This window comes from Paraclostridium sp. (genome assembly GCF_051657365.1).
Lineage (GTDB): Bacteria > Bacillota > Clostridia > Peptostreptococcales > Peptostreptococcaceae > Paraclostridium.
Genome location: NZ_JBOFKN010000093.1, coordinates 1 through 19538 on the forward strand (window position 1 = coordinate 1; position 19538 = coordinate 19538).

At 27.1% G+C, this 19538-nt stretch carries 18 protein-coding genes; 17 read left to right on the top strand and 1 reads right to left on the bottom strand.

Going from position 1 to position 19538, the window contains the following annotated elements; all coding sequences use genetic code 11:
• Positions 1–194 (bottom strand): hypothetical protein (locus tag ACRCYC_RS06470; RefSeq protein ID WP_438618302.1); only part of this gene is annotated, 194 nt, incomplete at its 3' end.
• A 188-nt stretch (positions 195–382) separates the two neighbouring features.
• Here ACRCYC_RS06470 and ACRCYC_RS06475 point away from each other — a divergent pair.
• The 17 genes from ACRCYC_RS06475 to ACRCYC_RS06555 all read left to right on the top strand — a co-directional run bounded on the left by ACRCYC_RS06475 (position 383) and on the right by ACRCYC_RS06555 (position 19454).
• Complete coding sequence (locus ACRCYC_RS06475) at positions 383–1372, top strand: S66 family peptidase (protein ID WP_438618303.1); 990 nt, start codon at positions 383–385, stop codon at positions 1370–1372.
• A 242-nt stretch (positions 1373–1614) separates the two neighbouring features.
• Positions 1615–2163, top strand: coding sequence for a sigma-70 family RNA polymerase sigma factor (locus ACRCYC_RS06480; RefSeq protein ID WP_438618304.1), 549 nt, complete (start codon positions 1615–1617; stop codon positions 2161–2163).
• 9 nt (positions 2164–2172) lie between these two features.
• Positions 2173–3261 (top strand): DUF4179 domain-containing protein, encoded by a 1089-nt coding sequence (locus ACRCYC_RS06485; RefSeq protein WP_438618305.1) that lies wholly within the window; start codon positions 2173–2175, stop codon positions 3259–3261.
• Positions 3262–3437: 176 nt separating this feature from the next.
• Positions 3438–4490, top strand: coding sequence for an efflux RND transporter periplasmic adaptor subunit (locus tag ACRCYC_RS06490; protein WP_438618306.1), 1053 nt, complete (start codon positions 3438–3440; stop codon positions 4488–4490).
• Between the two features lie 22 nt (positions 4491–4512).
• Positions 4513–5196, top strand: coding sequence for an ABC transporter ATP-binding protein (locus ACRCYC_RS06495; RefSeq protein WP_438618307.1), 684 nt, complete (start codon positions 4513–4515; stop codon positions 5194–5196).
• Positions 5197–5198: 2 nt separating this feature from the next.
• Positions 5199–6410: an ABC transporter permease gene (locus tag ACRCYC_RS06500; protein WP_438618308.1), complete on the top strand. Its 1212-nt coding sequence runs from the start codon at positions 5199–5201 to the stop codon at positions 6408–6410.
• 89 nt (positions 6411–6499) lie between these two features.
• Complete coding sequence (locus tag ACRCYC_RS06505) at positions 6500–7030, top strand: LemA family protein (RefSeq protein ID WP_438618309.1); 531 nt, start codon at positions 6500–6502, stop codon at positions 7028–7030.
• Between the two features lie 766 nt (positions 7031–7796).
• Positions 7797–8951, top strand: a complete 1155-nt coding sequence (locus ACRCYC_RS06510) for a DEAD/DEAH box helicase family protein (protein ID WP_438618310.1) — start codon at positions 7797–7799, stop codon at positions 8949–8951.
• Positions 8914–10680, top strand: coding sequence for a type I restriction-modification system endonuclease (gene hsdR, locus ACRCYC_RS06515; RefSeq protein WP_438618311.1), 1767 nt, complete (start codon positions 8914–8916; stop codon positions 10678–10680). The genes ACRCYC_RS06510 and hsdR overlap by 38 nt, the downstream gene beginning before the upstream one ends.
• A 106-nt stretch (positions 10681–10786) precedes the next feature.
• Positions 10787–11161 (top strand): type II toxin-antitoxin system MqsR family toxin, encoded by a 375-nt coding sequence (locus tag ACRCYC_RS06520; protein WP_438618312.1) that lies wholly within the window; start codon positions 10787–10789, stop codon positions 11159–11161.
• A gap of 14 nt (positions 11162–11175) precedes the next feature.
• The gene (locus ACRCYC_RS06525; protein ID WP_438618313.1) at positions 11176–12177 is read left to right on the top strand and encodes a type II TA system antitoxin MqsA family protein; all 1002 of its coding nucleotides are present in this window, start codon (positions 11176–11178) and stop codon (positions 12175–12177) included.
• Positions 12178–12319: 142 nt separating this feature from the next.
• The gene (locus tag ACRCYC_RS06530) at positions 12320–13621 is read left to right on the top strand and encodes an HsdM family class I SAM-dependent methyltransferase (protein WP_438618314.1); all 1302 of its coding nucleotides are present in this window, start codon (positions 12320–12322) and stop codon (positions 13619–13621) included.
• A 1-nt stretch (position 13622) separates the two neighbouring features.
• Positions 13623–14930, top strand: coding sequence for a restriction endonuclease subunit S (locus tag ACRCYC_RS06535; RefSeq protein WP_438618315.1), 1308 nt, complete (start codon positions 13623–13625; stop codon positions 14928–14930).
• 228 nt (positions 14931–15158) lie between these two features.
• Positions 15159–16727, top strand: a complete 1569-nt coding sequence (locus ACRCYC_RS06540) for a hypothetical protein (RefSeq protein WP_438618316.1) — start codon at positions 15159–15161, stop codon at positions 16725–16727.
• Positions 16728–16750: 23 nt separating this feature from the next.
• Positions 16751–17335: a hypothetical protein gene (locus tag ACRCYC_RS06545; protein WP_438618317.1), complete on the top strand. Its 585-nt coding sequence runs from the start codon at positions 16751–16753 to the stop codon at positions 17333–17335.
• A gap of 199 nt (positions 17336–17534) precedes the next feature.
• Positions 17535–18452: a restriction endonuclease gene (locus ACRCYC_RS06550; RefSeq protein ID WP_438618318.1), complete on the top strand. Its 918-nt coding sequence runs from the start codon at positions 17535–17537 to the stop codon at positions 18450–18452.
• Positions 18453–18647: 195 nt separating this feature from the next.
• Positions 18648–19454 (top strand): hypothetical protein, encoded by an 807-nt coding sequence (locus tag ACRCYC_RS06555; protein WP_438618320.1) that lies wholly within the window; start codon positions 18648–18650, stop codon positions 19452–19454.
• The last annotated feature ends 84 nt before the right edge of the window (positions 19455–19538 follow it).

Sequence of the window (19538 nt, forward strand, 5' to 3'; positions counted from 1 at the left end):
TCTTTAATTTTATCCATCCAAACTTCAAAAAAATTTTCTTCTACATCTTTTAAATTTATATTATTATTAAATTTATTTAAATACTCTGTTAGATATATTAATCCTTGAGTATTTTTTTCCATATCTGATTTTAATTTATGAAAATGTAATAATGTATTTCCCATATCGAAAAATATTACCTTGATATTATCCATTAACTCACCTCAACTCAAAATAATTAATAATTATATAGTAATTATTAATTTAATTATATGATAACTAGAGATTAATAATATCTATAATGAAAACAGACTTTTTAGTTGGAACTTTAAAAGAATATATTGACTTGTTTTAAACGTTTGTGGTAGGATAAAAATTAAAAAATTAGATGGGATGTAATATTATGGAAAATAAGTTTAAGTTAAAAAAAGGTGATTCTATAGGTATATTTTCACCATCAACACCTATAACAGCTTTTACACCAAAGAGATTTAAAAGAGGTATTACATATTTAGAAAACAAAGGATTTAAAATTGTAGAAGGAAACTTAACTGGAAAGAGTGATTTTTATAGGTCTGGAAGCATTAAAGAAAGAGCTGAAGAGCTAAATAGTTTAATAAAAAATCCAGATGTAGCGTGTATAATGTCTACTATTGGAGGGATGAATTCAAATTCAATACTTCCATATATAGATTATGAAGCATTTAAAAAAAATCCAAAACCTATAATAGGTTACTCAGATGTTACAGCTATATTATTAGGAATTTATGCTAAAACAGGTATTTCAACTTACTATGGACCAGCACTGGTAGCTTCATTTGGAGAATTGGAACCTTTTGTAGATATGACATATAAATATTTTGAAGATATATTAGTAAATGAAATTAGTTTACCTCATGAAATTAAAAACCCAGAGTTTTGGACAGATGAGTATATAGATTGGGAAAAACAGGATAGAGAAAAACAAGGTGTAGATAATGAGTTAATTACAGTTTATGATGGAAAAGTAAAAGGTAGGCTAATTGGAGGGAATTTAAATACTATGACGGGTATATGGAATACTGAATATATGCCTGAAATAAAAGAAGGAGATATACTGTTTATTGAGGATTCTTTAAAAGATTGTGCAAATATAGAGAGAAGTTTTTCGTTGTTAAAGTTAAGTGGAGTATTTGAAAAAGTTTCAGGAATTATTTTAGGTAAACATGAATTATTCAATGATTGTAAAACAGGTAGAAAACCATATGAAATATTATTGGAAGTGTTAGGTGATAAAAAAATTCCGTTTTTAGCTGAGTTTGATTGTTGTCATACACACCCGATGATAACTCTACCTATTGGATGTATTATTGAACTTGATGCAACAAATAAGAAAGTATCTATCATTGGATAGTATTATAGAATTTTAATAAAAAATAAGAGTTATATATTTTAAAATATATATAACTCTTATTTTTTATTGTTTAATTTATATTTTAATCAATACATTTTAAGGGTATGATAATAAAGTTATTTACAAAGGTAAGAAAAAGTAAAATATAAAAAATTTAAAAATTTGATAGATATTGATATAGGTGCTTCGAATTAATATATGAGAATAAAATTTAAGACAATAGGCCTATTGGAGGAAATAAAATGAAAGTAACTGAAGATAATTTTATTCTAAAACTTAAGCAAAAAAATGATAAGGCTTTAGAATATGTATTAGATCATTATGGATGGATAATTAAATCCATTGTTAAGAAAAACTTGTATAACTTAGAAATGTATCAGGATGAATGTATAAATGATATTCTTCTAGGGATATGGAACAATATAGACCGCTTTGATGAAGAAAAAAGTACATTTAAAAACTGGGTAGCATGTATAGCCAAGTATAAAACTATTGATTATAGAAGGAAGTACTTAAAAGACTTACAAAATGAAACTATTGATAATGTGGAAATCAAAACAGAAGATAATTCCCACAAAGAACTAATAGAAAATGAAATTAGCTCAGAATTAGAAAATATGTTAAATCAACTTAAAGAAAGAGATAGAGAATTATTCCTAAAACTATATGTAGAAGAAAAGGACATTGATACTATAAGTGAAGAAACTGGAATGCACAGAGATTTGATTTATAATCGAGTATCAAGAGGTAAGAAGAAGTTAAGGGATATATTCAAACTTGGAGGAAGGTAGTGAATAATTATGAAAAATAATGATGATAAAAACATATATGATATGCTAAATGACATTGAAGTAGATTTAAATGAATATGAAAGAGAAGATTTTAATGATATAGAAAAAATGAAGATAAAGAAAAAATTTAAACAATCTATAGGTAAAAAAAATAATAACTATAAAAAATATATATCAGTAGCTTCAGTAGCAGTGGTAAGTTTAGGAATTATAACATTTACACCTGTTGGAACATATGCATCTAAGATAATATCAGATTTGGTATTTGATATAAAATCGGCAGTGGGTATTAATACAGAAGAAGAGCAATATATTAAGGTTATCAATAAATCAGTAACTAAAGGAGACATAACGTTAAGATTAAATGAGGCTATATTAAATGATGATGAACTTATAGTATCTTTAACAACAATAAGTGAAAAAAATATAGGGAAAAATGAAAATCTTTGGAGAGAAAAAGCTCCGAAACTTTATATAAATGGAGAATTTGTAGATGCATCATTCTCTTCTAGCTTGGGACAAGTAAGCAAAAATAATATGGATGAAGTTATGTTCTTTAGATTAGATACTAGTAAATACAAAGGAACAATAGATGTGAAATTAGAATTTGATGGTGTAGGTAGATACAAAGAGGAAAAAAATAAAATGATAGAACAAGAGTTTACAAAAGGTCCATTTGTATTTGAATTTAACTTTGATACTAGTAAAATCAATAAAGACATCAAAAATATAGATATAAACAAAGTAATAGATTTTGGTAATGGTGAAAAAATAACTTTAGAAAAATTTGTTTACACTCCATTAACTCAAAAAATACTATTTACCCAAAATGATAAAGCTTTTAATAATCAAGTAGATTTTTTATTAAAAGGGAAAGATGATTTAGGAAATGAAATAGAATTTGATATTTATCATGGTACAAATAACAAAGGTCAGCTTATAGCAAATTTAGAAGACAATAAAATTGATAAATCAGCTAAGTATATTACACTTACTGCATACAAAAGAACTTTTGTTGAAAATGGAAAAAAAATAGAACCTAAATTAGAAGAAATAGAAAAAGATATAAAAATTGATTTAGATAGACAAACTAATTAGTTTATTCTAGAAAATATACAAATATAAATAGCAAAAAATAAGATTACTGAAAAGTAATCTTATTTTTTTTATAATTTTTTATAAAAAGTGATAGATAAAGCATATTCTCTTTCGAATTAATAAGTATAAGATACAAATTAACAATAATTAAGATGAACGGTTGGAGGAAATAAATAATGAAAATAAAAAGCAAAATTAAGTTAAATAAGAATCAAAAGGTAATAGTAGTAGTTACATCAATAGCTTTATTATTAGGTGGAGGATATGGATACATACAATTTAGCAAAGAGAATAAACGTCAAAGAATAGAAGCCAGTACAGTAGATTTATATCAAGTACCTGGAAGAGAAAAAATATTTATGAACGGTAAACTATTGCCAGTAAAGTCACAGAAAATATCTATAAATTCAGAACAAGGGGAATTAAGCCAAATAAAGGTTGAAAATAACTCCTATGTAGAAAAAGGATCACCACTTTTTACATGTAAAAATAGTAGTCAAATAAAAGAAATAGAATCATTAAAATTAGAAATATCAGCAAAGATTAAAGAAAAATCAAATGCACCTGATGAAGAAACTAAGTTGGCTATAGACACAGAAATAAAACAATTAAATAATCAAGTTAACCAACTTAATAAAACAGCATACTCAACAGTATATGCCCCATTTAGTGGGAAAGTATATTTAAACGAAAGTGTGGATGAAAATCAATCTTTAATGACATTAGAGACAATAGACCTATATGTAAAAGGACAGGTAAATGAAAGAGATTCATACAAGATAAGATTAGACCAAGGGGTAGAAATAAATGTTATGGCTACTAATGATAAGTATAGTGGGTTAATAACAAATATAGGAGATAGACCATATGAAGGTGAAGAGGCAGATCAAGGCATGGGAGCTGATGCTGGAATGACTAAATATGAAGTGAATATGAGCATAGAAAATCAAGCAAATTTAAAAAATGGGTTAAATGTTCAAATCGTGGCACTTAGTGGTTCTGATGATAAAAAAATACCAAATATATCAGTATTACAAGAGGGAGATAAATACTACGTATATAAAGTTAAAAATAATATAGTAAAAAAAGTAGAAGTAAATGTAAAAGAAAAGAAAAATGATTATTTCCTAGTTGAAAAAGGCATAAGTGAAAATGATGAAATAATAAAAGATGCGCTAAACAGCAATGTTAAAGAGGGAGAAAAGGTCTATACAGGAAGAGATCAATAAAAGAAAAGGTGAGGATAGAAATTTGACTGAAAATATAATAGAACTTAAAAATATACAAAAATATTATCCAATGGGACGAGATAGGTTACATGTATTAAAATCTATTGATTTGAAAATAAAAAAAGGTGATTTTTTAATGATTGTTGGTCAATCTGGAAGTGGTAAAACAACTCTTTTAAATATACTTGGGTTTTTAGATAAATTTGATGAAGGAAATTATTTATATAAAGGTGACGATGTAACAAATTTAGATGAGAAACAGCGTTCAAGATTTAGAAATACTAACATAGGATTTGTATTTCAACAGTTTAATTTAATACCAACCTTAGATATATACAAAAATATAGAACTTCCTATGATATACAATGATAAATATTCTAAGGAAGAAAAAGATAAGCGAATAAAGGAAAGGCTTAAAATGGTTGGGTTGTTAGATAAGATACATCAAAAGCCATTAGAATTATCAGGTGGACAGCAGCAAAGAATCACAATAGCAAGAGCACTTGTAAATGACCCCGATATTATATTTGCAGATGAACCAACAGGGGCATTAGATACAGATACAAGTAGGGACATAATGGAGCTATTAAAAGATTTAAATGAAAAAGGAAAAACAATAATAATGGTTACACATGAACCAGATCTTTTAAAATATGCAACTCAGGTAATTAGACTTAGAAATGGTGTAGTAATAGAGGAGGTGTAACTATGATTGTAATTATAAAAAATGCTTTAGAAAATATAAAAACAAATAAGCTACGTGTAATTGTTGCAATGATATGGATAGTTTTAGGTATTACCTCAGTTGTTGTAGTATCTAGCATAGGAAATGGGATAGAACATCAAGGTAAGAAAACTAGTGGTAAAGAAGAATTTAGAAAAAGTGTTATATCTTTTTATCCTAATCATGAGAGTAACTTAGACCCATCATTTTATGAACCATTTACACAAGAAGATATAGGTGTGTTATCTGGAATGAATTCAATAGAAAGGGTTACACCTAAATATGGGGATAATACTGGCGGTGGCTATGGAGCGAATATATATTTAAATGGTAATTATAAATTTATTAAAACTATAGAGTATAAAAAAGGTAGTAAAATTGATATAGCTTATGGAAGAAGTTTTTCAATAGAAGATTTAGATAGAAAAACAATAGTAATAGATTATAGTGTAGCTTACGATTTAGGAAATGAAGTACCTCAAAATGCTATAGGTAAAAGTATAAATGTTGATGGAGAATATTTTGAAGTAATTGGAGTTTTAAAGGAAGTAAAACAAAATGATAATAATGAAGGCAGTTATATAGAACTAGAAAGTTATTTACCTAAAAAAGCACTTAATGAATTAGAAAATAAAAGGTCTTTTGGTGGACCTATAACAGGATTAGAAATACTGGCTAAAAAAGGATATGATAAAGATGAAATTGGCTTTGATGCTTTAGATAAAATCAAGGAAGGTAAATCTGAAGATAGTGGGGAGTATATTTTAACAGGAGATGAATCAGGAGCATTTGAACTTATACATATGCAAAATATTATAAATAGATTTACAACAATATTATCTAATGTATCTCTTATGATAGGTGGTATAGGTATAATGAACATAATGTATATGTCTGTAGCTGAAAGAAAAAGAGAGATTGGAATAAGAAGAGCTATAGGTGCTGAGCCAAGAGATATATTATTACAGTTTTTAATAGAAACAATAGTAATAACAATATTAGGTGGTATATTAGGAATGATTGTAGGTACAATAGCAGCTTATCAAGTAGGGCCATATATTGGGATACCGGCTATTCCAAGTGCAGGAGTATATGTAAAGGCGTTAGTGGTGTCTATATTAACGGGGGCAATATTTGGAGCTATACCAGCATTAAAGGCTGCAAATTTAGATCCAATAAAAGCAATACAAGGATAAAAATTAAATTAAAAATGATAGATAGTATATAAGATAAAACGAATATATAAGTGTAGGATATTTAAATGAAAAATAAGGAGAGTTTAATTATGAAAAAAAATAGAATGATTATAGCATCAATAGTAGGGCTAATAGGAATAGGAATAATAGGAACTTTGTTGTATGGACCAATAAATAAGGCTGATAATGAATATGTATCAGTTTCATCGGTAATATATAATATAAAAGATAATACAATAATGGATAAAGAAGCGTTGTTGCGTGTTCAAGATAAAGAGAATACTATACAGGTAGATAAAATAATTGAAAAAATGGAAAAAGAAGATTATACAGATGAAAGTAAATTAAATGATTATGTAAAGCAGATAGATATGTTGAATGTGGAAATAGATAATATGATAGATATTTATAATAAAGATGAAGATATGAAAAAGGATGTAGGAATTACTCAGGCGATGATGGATATAGAAGGTCTTAATAATTTGATAGATAGTCTAATGGATGAATATAATACAGTTTTTGCTCCAAGTTTTAATATGCAGATTAAGAAGTTTCCTGTTAATATAGTAGCGAAGAGTAAGGGATGGTTTGAGGTGGATAAATTTTCAAGTATAGATTAAGGGTTGGCTGGAGAGTTTGAGGTTATATAGCATCTTCCTGCACTAAAGCCTGAAGGGCGCGGCTTTAACGTTTCGTCAGATTGCTATATAACCTCAAACTCATGTATACTAAAGAATTACAATAAGATTAATATGTAGCATTAGATTAGAAATTATATATAATCCAAATACAGGAGAAGAAGGAACAGGAATAGAGTATATTGGAGAAGTTTATAAAGATGGAGAATATAGACTTTTATGTAATAAGTCTTAGATTTTTAAATAAATATAAATAAAATTAGTGACTAAAATACTATTTTAGTCACTAATTTTATTTGTATCTTATAGTATATTAAATTAGAAAAATTTACTAAATTATAGAATTATAATATAATATTATTTAAGATAACTATAATTAGGGGTGATTGAAATAAGTAACTTTGAATTTTAAAATAATAAATGGCCAGAGCTTGCTAAACTTGGCGAGTTTGCTGAAAAATATATATCAAGACTCAAATACAACTTTCATCAAACTAGGGATATTTGGTGAAAACATAGTAAACTACATTTTAAAACTAGAAGACGTAAACGAAGTTAACTTATACAGTGATAGAAGTCAAATGAATAAAATAAAACTTCTAAAAAAGAAGATCTATTACCAGAAGAAATAGAAAACATACTACATATATTAATAAAAAAAAGAAATCCAGCAGCACATGAAGGTTATGAAAATGTAGAAGAAGCAAAAATAAATTTACAATTAGCATATAATCTTGCAACTTGGTTTATGCAAATTTATGGAGATTGGTATTTTGAACCAACGGGGTTTGTAATGCCAAAAGAATATGACAATCAAGAAGATATGCAAAAACTAGAAGAAGAATATAAACAGAAATTAGCATCAGTAGAAGCAGAGTTAGAAAGTCTAAAAGCACAAAATCCAGAAGAATCCAAAATAAGAAAAGAGCGTTTAAAAAGAGCTGCTAAAAATATGAAACTTAGTGAAGCAGAAACTAGAGTACTAATAGATGAACAATTAAAAAATGCTGGATGGGAAGCAGATACAAATAACTTAAGATACTCTAAAGGAACTAGACCTAAAAAAGGAATAAATATAGCTATAGCAGAATGGCCTACTTTATCAAAAGATAGCAAAGGTGTATTTGTTGACTATGCACTATTTATAGGAGAAAAATTAGTAGGATTTATAGAAGCTAAAAAATACTCTAAAGACGTATCAAGTCATATAATAGAAAGTAAAAACTATGCAAAAGGTGTAAAAGAAGAACATCAAGACTATGTAGTAGGTAAGTGGGAAAAATACAACGTTCCATTTCTATTTTCAACAAACGGAAGAAAATATATAGAAGAGATAAAAGAAAAAAGTGGAGTATATTTCCTAGACTGTAGAAAAAGTACAAATAACCCAAAAGTACTTCAAAATTGGTACACACCAAATAACTTACAAGAATTATTAGAAAAAGATCTAGAAAAAGCAAATAAAAATCTAGATGAATTATCTTTTGATTTTTTACAAGACCCGCAAGGAGTCGGACTTAGATATTATCAAGTAGATGCTATAAAAGCAGTAGAAAAAGCAATAAAAGAAGGCAAAGAATCCGCTCTTATAACTATGGCAACAGGAACAGGTAAAACAAGAACAGTACTAGGGCTTATCTATAGACTTTTAGTAACAAATAGATTTAAAAGAATACTATTTTTAGTAGATAGAACAAGTTTAGGAAACCAAGCAAGTGAAACTTTCGAAGAAGTAAAAATAGAACAACTTCAAACACTTAATCAAATATACAACATAAATAAACTTGGAGAAAAAACTATAGATAAAGAAACAAAAGTACATGTAGCGACAGTTCAATCAATGGTAAAAAGAATAATGTACTCAGATGATCCAAACCAAATACCAGGGATTTGGAGACTATGATGCTATAGTAATCGATGAAGCTCATAGAGGATATATATTAGACAAAGAAATACTAGAAGAAGAACTAGAATATAAAGACGAAAAAGACTTCTTAAGTAAATATAAAAAAGTAATAGATTATTTTGATGCATTTAAAGTAGCATTAACAGCAACTCCAGCTCTACATACAACACAAATATTTGGAGCACCTGTATATAGCTATACTTATAGAAATGCTGTAATAGATGGGTACTTAGTAGACCATGAACCACCACACATTATAAAAACTAAATTATATGATGAAGGAATACATCTTAAAAAAGGACAAAGTGTAGTAAAATATGACCTAACAACAGGAGAAGTAATAAATGGGGAAGAACTTGAAGATGATGTTGACTTTGAAATAGATTCATTTAACAAAAGAATAATAGTAGAAAGTCACACAAGAGAAGCTCTAAAAGAAGTAGCAAAACATATAAGTCCAGATGATGGAGGTAAAACTTTAATATTTGCAACTAATGATAATCATGCAGATATGATTGTTAGGATATTAAAAGAAATATACACAGATCTACTTGGTGGAGTAGATGATGATAGTATATTAAAAATAACAGGAAAACTAAAAGATCCTGAACTAGCTATAAAACAATTTAAAAATGAAACTTATCCAAATATAGTTGTAACAGTAGATTTACTAACAACAGGGATAGACGTATCTAAAATTGATAAGCTAGTATTTATGAGAAGAGTAAAATCGAGAATATTATATGAACAAATGTTAGGAAGAGCTACAAGATTATGTGATGAAATAGGAAAAACTCATTTTGAAATATACGATTGTGTTAATTTATATGAAGCACTAGAACCAGTAATAAATATGAAGCCAGTAGTAGTAGACTCAAAAGAAAGCTTTAAAAAGCTAAGGGAACAACTACAAGAAGATATAAACATAGATGCTCAAAAGAATATAGTAAGCAAAGTAGTGGCTAAATTACAAAGAAAGAAAAAACTTATAAAAGAAGAAGCTGTATTTAAATCTTTAAGTGAAAATAAATCACCAGCAGAATTTATAAAATCACTAAAAGAAATGAGCATAGAAAATGCAATAGAAACAATTATAAAAAATGAAAAACTAATAAATTATTTAGATGAAAAAGCAATAGATCCAAACCTAATAATAATAGCAAAAGAAGATGATGAATTAATAGAGCATAGCAGAGGATATGGAAAAGGAAAACGTCCTAAAGACTATATAAATGAATTTGAAAATTATATAGAAGAAAATATGAACCAGATAGTTGCTCTTAATATACTTTGTACAAAGCCAAAGGAAATGACAAGAAATGATTTAAAAGCTATAAAAGCAATACTTGACGATGCTGGATTTAGTGAAGAATATTTAAAAGCTGCATACAAAGATATGACAAATGAAGAAATAGTAGCAGATATAATAGCTTTTATAAGACAAAAGGCAATAGGTAGTCCTCTTATATCAAAAGAAGAAAGAGTAAAAAATGCTATTAAAAAAGTAAAAAAAGAATTTAACTTTACAAAGCCTCAAGAATCATACCTTAAGAAAATAGAGAAATACATGTTAAAAGAAGTTATAATAGATAAGGAGTCATTTGATATAGGTAACTTTAAAAGAGAAGGTGGCTTTAATAGATATAATAAAGTATTTGATGAGAAATTAGATGAAGTTATAGATAAACTAAAAGATCACATGTTTGATGAAAATGAACTAGCATAAAAGTTAATAAAAATACAAAAGGGACATAGCATTATAGTCCCTTTTTATATATTTAAAAATATACTGTATAAAAAATATACAAAATGTAATATAATAATAAACATAAGTGCCTCTAAAAGATGGCAAAGTTAGAAAGAAGGAGATACCAATCATAAAAGAACAGATGATAAGGCAATACATAGAAAAAATAAAAAAATGTGTTGCTAATGGACATTTAATATTTGCACCAAGGGATAAAAATGTTGAGTTTATGAGGGAATATGGATTAGTAGAAGAAGATATAAAGGATATCATTTTAGATTTAGAAATATCAAATTATTTTAGAGGACCAAGCAAGGACCATAATCCGAAATATAGTGGAGATATATGGGAGTTTAAATATAAACTAGAACTAGATGAATATATAACAATATACATAAAAGTAAGATATAATCCACCTGAAAAATTGGTTTGTATATCTTTTCACTTAGATGAAATATAAAAGGAGGCGAAATTATGAATAAAGTATTTTGTCCAGAATGTAATGATGAAGTTACATACCACATTATAAATGAAACTATAAATGAATATAAAGGCTATAACGTAGATGTAGAACAAAATATTGCAGTGTGTGATAACTGTAATGAAAGAATATATGTATCTGAACTTGAAAATGACAACTTAAAGAGATTGTATGAAAGATACAGAGCTATGTCAGGCATTGTAACTCCAAAGGATATTATAAACTTTAGAGAAAAATATAATATATCTCAAAGAGAACTAGTAGCTATACTTGATTGGGGAAAAATGACGATAAACAGATATGAAAGAGGAAGCTTAGCAAATCAAAGTCATAGTGATATACTAAAACTTATAATAAAAGATGAAAACTACTTTAAAGAAAAAGTAGAAGATGCTTACAAAAACAATAGAATAAGCGAAAAAACATATACTAACCTACAAAGTTGTGTAACTTCTGTAGAAGATAATAAAGAAAAAGAATTTATAATATCAAGATTAAATCATGAACCAAGCATATACAATGGGTTTAAAAGATTTGACCTAGAAAAAGTGGAAAACCTAATAGGATATATTGCAGACGAAGTCGATAACTTATATAAAACAAGTGTAAATAAATATTTATGGTATATAGACTTTTTCAACTATAAACAAAGTTTAAAATCTATAACTGGACTAAGATATGAAAAATACACTTATGGACCCATTATAGAAAACAAAAATTATGATTTAATACTTCATGAAGAGGATAAGTTTGAAAAAATAATAGAAGAAAATAATTATAGTGAAACAACTAAAATAAAAAGTAAAAATAACTATAATTTAAATATATTTTCAAAAAGTGAAATAGAAGTAATAAACAAAGTAATAAATATGTTAAGTGATAAAAGTTGTAGTAAAATATCTGACTTATCACATGAAGAAAGTGGATGGTTAAACACTAATAATGGTGAGTTGATATCTTATGAATACGCTCATGACTTAAAGCTATATATTTAATAAAATAGAAAGGAAATTGACAACATGAATACACAAGAGATTGTAAATAAACTATGGAACCTTTGTAACGTACTTAGAGATGATGGGATAACTTATCATCTCTAAGTACGTTACAGAACTTACATATATCTTATTCTTAAAAATGGCAAAAGAAACAGGCGTAGAAGATAATATACCAGAAGGATATAGATGGGATGAACTAACTAAGCGTTCTGGAATAGAACTTAGAAAATTTTATAAAGAACTTCTTGCACACTTAGGAGAAGAATGTGATGGAAGAATAAGAGAAATATACAACGGTGCTTCTACTAATATAGAAGAGCCTAAAAACTTAGAAAAAATAATAAAAAGTATAGATGATCTAGATTGGTACTCAGCTAAAGAAGAAGGACTAGGAAACTTATACGAGGGACTACTTGAAAAGAACGCATCTGAGAAAAAATCAGGAGCAGGTCAATACTTCACGCCTAGAGTTTTAATAGATATAATGGTAGAACTTATAGATCCGAAACCAGGGGAGAAATGTAATGACCCTGCATGTGGTACATTTGGATTTATGATAGCAGCAGACCACCATGTAAAAGAAAAAACAAATGACTTATGGGGTTTAGAAGCAGATTTACAAGAATTTCAAAGAAGTGAAGCTTTCTCAGGATGTGAGTTAGTACATGATACTCATAGACTAGCTATGATGAATGCTATGCTTCATGATATAGAAGGAAACATATACTTAGGAGATACTTTATCTAACTTAGGTAAGCAAATGAAAAACTATGATGTAGTACTATCTAACCCACCATTTGGAACTAAAAAAGGTGGAGAGAGAACTACTCGTGATGACTTAGTTTATCAAACATCAAATAAGCAGTTAAACTTCTTACAACATATATATCGTTCGCTTAAAGCAGATGGAAAAGCAAGATGTGCAGTAGTACTTCCTGATAACGTACTTTTCCAAGAGGGGGATGGAACTAAGATAAGAACGGACTTAATGGATAAGTGTAATTTACATACAATCCTTAGACTTCCTACAGGAATTTTCTATGCACAAGGTGTTAAGACTAATGTATTGTTCTTTACTAGAGGAACTGAGGAGAAGGATAATACTAAGGATGTTTGGTTCTATGATTTAAGAACTAATATGCAAAACTTTGGTAAGACTAATCCTTTAAAGAAGAGTCATTTTGATGATTTTATGAAGGCTTATATAGCTGAAGATAGGGAATCTATAGAAGATGAAAGATGGAACAAGATAAGTAGGAGTGATATAAGAGAGAAAAATGATAACCTTGATTTAGGTCTTATTAAGGATGATAGTATATTAGATTATGAGGATTTACCTGATCCTATAGAGAGTGCTGAGGAAGCTGTAGCAAAATTAGAGGAAGCGACTGACTTGTTAATGAGTGTTATTAAGGAATTAAAGGCTTTAGGTGGTGAGTAGTATGGCTAAGAAAAAGTTGACGTTAGAAGAGATGCTTGTGCCTAAGGCGGAGATTCCTTATGAGGTACCTGAGAATTGGTGTTGGACTAGATTAAAATTTATAATAGAAAAAATAAACTATGGATATACAGAGTCCGCAACTATGGATAAAGTAGGACCAAAGTTTTTAAGAATAACTGATATAAAAGAAAATGGAGTAGACTGGAATACTGTGCCATATTGTACGATATATGAAAAGAATTATGATAAATATAAATTGAATAAAGGGGATATAGTAGTTGCAAGGACAGGTGCAACTACAGGGAAAAATTATATTATCGATGAAGACGTAGAAGCTGTGTTCGCATCATACTTGATAAGATTTACTTTACGTGAAGATATAAATAGAAAATATGTGTCATATTTTATGAAAACACAAGATTATTGGAATCAGATAATGGAGGAACGTAAAGGAATAGCTCAGCCAGGTGTAAATGCACAAAAGTTGTCTAACATAGTAATTCCACTACCTCCTTTAGCTGAGCAAGAAAGAATTGTTAAGAGGATTGAAAGTCTTTTTGAGAAGGTTGATAAGGCTCGTGAACTTGTAGATGAGGCTAGAAATGGGTTTGAGAAGAGAAGGGCTGCTATTTTGGAGAAGGCTTTTAGTGGTGAGTTGACTGCTAAGTGGAGAGAAGAGAATGGTGTTAGTAATGAGAAGAAAACCAAAAAACTAAGTGATTTATGTGATATTATAATGGGACAAAGCCCTAAGGGAAGTAGCTATAATGACATAGGGAAAGGAGTACCTTTAGTTAATGGTCCTGTTGAATTCGGACCTAGTCACTTTTCAAAAACAATAAAATCCAAATGGACAACTCAGCCAACTAAGATGTGTAAAGAGTTAGATTTATTACTTTGTGTAAGAGGGTCAACATTAGGAAGAATTAATATAGCTGGATTTGAGGCTTGTATAGGTAGAGGCGTTGCAGCTATAAGAGCTAAATCTGGGGTTGACCAAAGATATATAAATTATAAAATACACGCAATGAGAAATGAAATATATAATATTGGGACAGGAACTACATTCCCTAATATATCAGCACAACAAATTAAGGATATAGAGATATTTATACCTAGTATTGAAGAACAAAGAGAAATAGTAAGTATACTAGAACTAGTATTAGGTAACGAAGCTAATATTGAAAAAATTACTAATATCAATAAAAATATAGATGTAATTAAAAAATCTATACTTGCTAAAGCTTTTAGAGGAGAGCTTAGAAGTAATAATTTAGATGATAATAATAGCTTTCGTTTATTAAAATAATTAAACAAACAAAAGTTATGATAAGTCTAGGATTAAAGAGTCCTAGGCTTATTTATATTAAATTATAAAATGTTAATTTAAAAATATATAGATGTAGGAAAAATATGGTATAATTTAAAATGAAATAAATTTAATTGTGTAGAAATCAGAAAAAACTTATAAATATTGTTAAAATTCACTATGGTTTTTTTTGAATTTTATAGGTAATAAAGTAATTAGGGGGAAAAAATGGATTATCACAAGCATTTAAGAAAAGATGACTTTAATAATTTAACTAATGCAGATTTAAAAAAGTTAGAAAAAGAAATGGAAGAACTAAAAGAATTTACAGGAGATAAAAGAGAATGGATATCAAATAATATAGAACTATTACAAGATAATCAAATAGCTAATAATATAATATCAGAAAAAGTTTTAGCTGGGCAAACAACTATTAAATTATTTAAAATTAAACTGATTAATAGTAATGAAGAGACAATAAAAAATTTGGAGTCCAATATATTTAATTTTAATAAAATTAGTATTGATGATAGCGATGAAAGTACATCTATATATTCAACTTTGAAGATAAAAGAAAATACGTACCTAATAAGATTAAGATGCTATTTAGGCGTGAAAAAATACCGAGGTGCTGAATTTACAGATACTAGGTTTATAGATGTCGTATATCATATAGACAAAAATATAGTGGAAGTTAGATCAGATTATAAGATGGCATTAAAAATAATAAAATTTCTAGAGGTAAACTTACACTTTACATCAGAAGAAATTAAAATATTATCCAAGCATAAAGATATCGAACTATTTGCTAAATCAATAAATGGTACATTTAAAAAAATATCATCTAATACAGCTGTAGATATATCAGAGTTAACTAAAGAAGATTCTGTAGCACTAGGGGAATTAGTAGTTGCATTAGACAATTATTTAATAGATAAAGATGAAATTACATTTTTAGAAAATATAAAATCTATTAGTTTTGCAAATGATAATTTAACATTTACATATGCATTTTTAGCAGGATGTAAACAAATTGGTATAAGTGTATCAAATGACAATGATATGGATGTATTAAATCAAGGAGTATATAAGGTTTTTAATAAGTATTTAAGTAGTGACAACGGTTATATTTTAATAAAAAAAGGAAATGAAGAATACACTATAAAGGTATCTACTAAATCAAATACAGTAAGATTTGTTTCATCAGTTAGTGAAGATATAATATCGTTAGTCATAGATAATATTATAAATGATAATAACCGAGAATCACTATCTAAGGACAATATGGATAAACTATCAGAAGAAATACAAGAATTTATAAATGGAGATTTAATAGAATCGTTTAGACCAGAAAGACTAGTAGAGCGATTTAGTTTGAATGAAAGCACTGTAAAGGGAATAGTAAATAAATATATTGAAGAGGGGATCATTAGTGAGAAGATAGAAATTATATCTCCAGATACAGGAATAGTTGTAAAAGAGTTTGATAATGTCGAAGAGATAAAAGAGAATAAAGATTTGATCTTTGATACATATAAAATTAAACTTGAAGATTTAAATGGTGATATAACAGACTTATTATATGGAGAAATTAGTGAATATGCTTTTTTAAAGTACAGTATAAATAAAACTAAGATAAAAGAAATAGCTGAGCGCAAAGAAATAATAAAAGAAAATATAACTCAAGTATTAGTAGATGAATTGAACAGTAATGACGATATATTTACAAAAGACAAGGAAAATCTTATACAAAAGTTAAAAAATAGAACATGGTTTAATAAAAGTAAAGCATCTTAAGTTAAGGAGATGTAAAAAATTATATGGAAAAAAAATTAAAATTTTTAAAAGGTATATTAGTAGTTCTAGTAGCAATAACATTAATAATAGGATTATTTATAAGTATTTTATTCATAGGACAAATTTTTATTAAAAATTATGGCGATATCTCAAAGAGCTATAACACCTTGGGTATAAATGATATAATAATATACACTATATATGTTATTCAATTAGTTGTAACTGCTATATTAAGTTTTATGGTATACAAATTATCAAAAAGCAATGAAGAAAGAGTAATTTGGGATAAAAGACTCGAAAAAATGAATGCTATAAAGTATATAAAAAATGAGATTAATTATAATAAAAGCATGATCTCTGTATTGAAAAAGAAAAATGTTGATTTGAATAAAGTTAATAAGTATTTATTTAAATCAGAAGCATGGGATAAATACAATATAGTGTTATTAGAACTATTGGATATGAATGAGTATAATTTAATTTTAAGTTATTACTCAACAATACAGCTATATGGAATAAAAGAATTGAAAGATGAAGTAAATGATACTATAAATAATACAGATAAAATTTTTGAAATATTTAGAAATGCTATGAAAAAACTAAACTAATAATTTAAGTTTTAAAATTTGTGCAAAAAATTTGCTGTTAATTTAATTTAGATTAAATCGTAATCAAAAATAAGTATCAGTATAACTGATGCTTATTTTTATATATAAACTAATTTTTATTATATAATATAAAAACCCTAAATTTACAGGGCTTAGATGCCAATATAGAATTAAAATATATACAATTTGGAGGATATAAATGGGAATACCAACATATGAAGAACTAATGCTACCTTTACTAAAGTTATTGTCGGATAGAAATACATATACAAACAAAGAATGTAACGAAATATTAGCTAAACAATGTAACCTTACAGAAGAAGAGAAAAGAGAAACTCGACCAAGTAAAAAATCACCTATTTTTTATAATAGAGTAAACTGGTCCAAAACATATATGAAAAAAGCAGGTCTTGTAGAAGCTCCTAAAAGAGGAGAGGTTAGAATAACTAACTTAGGAGAGCAACTTTTAAAAGAAAACCCAACTGAGATTAGATCAAAAGATCTTGAAAGATATGATAGCTTTTTAGAGTTTACAAATAAGTCAAATAAAAATAATACAACTATAAATAAAGCTTTAGACATAGATGAAAACAAAACTCCAGAAGAAAGTCTAGAAGATGCGTTTTTAAAGTTGAAAATATCTTTAGCAGATGAGCTACTAGAAAAAATATGTACATGCTCATTTGATTTCTTTGAAAGATTAGTTATAGATTTACTTATAAGGATGGGTTATGGTGGTTCTAGAGAAGAAGCTGGGAGAGCAACTAAAAAGACTGGTGACGGTGGTATTGATGGAATAATAAATGAAGATAGATTAGGATTAGATAGTATATACATACAAGCAAAAAGATGGAAAGATACTGTAGTAGGAAGACCAGAGATACAAAAGTTTTCAGGAGCACTAGATACACCAGGAGCTAATAAAGGTATATTTATAACTACATCTACTTTTACCAAAGAAGCTAAGGAATACGCTAAAAATATAAACAATAAAAAGATTGTACTTATAGATGGAAATCAATTAGCTAAGTATATGATTGATTTTAATGTTGGAGTTTCTTTAGAAACCATATATGAGATAAAAAAGATAGATAGCGATTATTTTATAGAAGAATAAAAATAGGGATAAATCTCCACCAAATAAAATATATTAGGTGGAGATTTAGTTTTTGGATAAACAAAATAATAGAAGGGGGATAACATGGGAATTAAAAATTTATGTACATGAAAAAAACTATTTAGAAAATACAGAGCATATGAGTTAAATGAAATAAATAAAGAGTTAAATATTATAAAACAATGTATAAATAAAATGAATCAATATAGAACTAATATTGACATATGTATAAATAATAATATGTTATCTAAAGTATTACTGTTTAAAGATGAGTATATTTATGAATCTGATATAGTAGACACATTTGACCTTGAATTAGATTTTAATTACAGCTGTGGGTTAACATCTAATACTTGTGAAGAAAATATAGAATCAAGAAGTAGATATTTAAAAGGTAAACAAATAGAATTATATAAACAAATAGAAAACTATAATAAAGATTTATCTTTAATAAAAAATATTAAATCTTTTTACGATGAACTAAATGAATCATCTACTAAAACTAAAGACTACGAGTATTTTAAATTTTCTAGAGATAGAGAGAATAATTTGATAGCTACTTATTTTAATATAGATTACTTTATAGAGACACGAGTAGCAACTGTACATATGTTAACTTCAGAAGGTGAACATTGGAGAGATAAAGGTGTAGTTTTACATCTTATATATGAGAAATATCCAAGTCATAAGCCTGACTATATAAAGAGTGATAGAAATAGTTCTTGGGTAAAGATAGGTGATTTTATATCTAAGGATAAAATGAAAGGTCACGGTACTTTTGTTTTAAATAGTTTAGAAGATATTATTAAAGAAGTTAATAAAAGAATTATGTATAAAAATGGTATGGAGACAGATTCATATAATCATATGAATAAAATAGTAGGGATAAATGGTATGGTTTGTCCTGGAGATATACCCTATGATATATTAGTAAAGTTTTATAATAAAAATGGATATAAAACTTTTGATAATGATAGATATTTATATAAAGAAATTAAATAAAATATGTATTTAGAGTAACTTAAATCAAGATAAATAAATACATTTATTTCTATATTGTATAACAGACACATCTAATGTATATAA